The 605-nt window shown below is 56.0% G+C and carries 1 protein-coding gene; it reads right to left on the bottom strand.

Going from position 1 to position 605, the window contains the following annotated elements:
* On the bottom strand, positions 1-605 hold a 605-nt coding region (locus BFR47_RS15060), incomplete at both ends, for an IS110 family RNA-guided transposase (protein WP_139215202.1).

Raw genomic sequence — 605 nt, 5'->3', positions numbered from 1 at the left:
TGTCGAATAATCGACCAGGCTCCCTGTACCAACAACTTGCGTAAATAACGATTGCCACGCTTGGTGATACTGCCCAGCTTTTGTTTCCCACCACTGGAGTGCTCTTTCGGTACCAGCCCCAGGTTGGCGGAAAAGTGCCGGGCATTGCGATACTGACTACCATTGCCGACAAAGGCGACCATGGCCGTGGCGGTAACCTCTCCCACGCCCCGAATTTCAGTCAGCCGGGTGCAGGCGTCGTTGTCACGGCATTGGCGGCGAATGTCTTTATCTACTCGCTTGATGGCGTCATCCAGCTGTCGCCATTCATCCATGATGTCTCGGCAATAGGCGCGAGCCAAGGCCGTCAGCTCGTTGCTGGCGTCTTCCAGCAGTTCGGGCATGGCCTGTTTCAGCTTTTCCTTACCGCCTGGCAGGATAATACCGTACTCATTCAGTAAGCCCCGTAACTGGCAAATCAATCGGGTTCGTTCATCAATGCGCCGCTCTCGCAGCCGGTGCGCCAGGCTGATGTCAGTCTGCTCCAGTGTACGAGGCTGCACGAACGTCATGTTGGGGCGGCGTGCGGCTTCACAAATGGCAAAGGCATCATTACGGTCGTTTTT

Source organism: Oceanisphaera psychrotolerans (assembly GCF_001870485.1).
Taxonomy (GTDB): Bacteria; Pseudomonadota; Gammaproteobacteria; order Enterobacterales; family Aeromonadaceae; genus Oceanimonas; species Oceanimonas psychrotolerans.
This window is presented reverse-complemented; position numbering and strand designations above follow the sequence as displayed.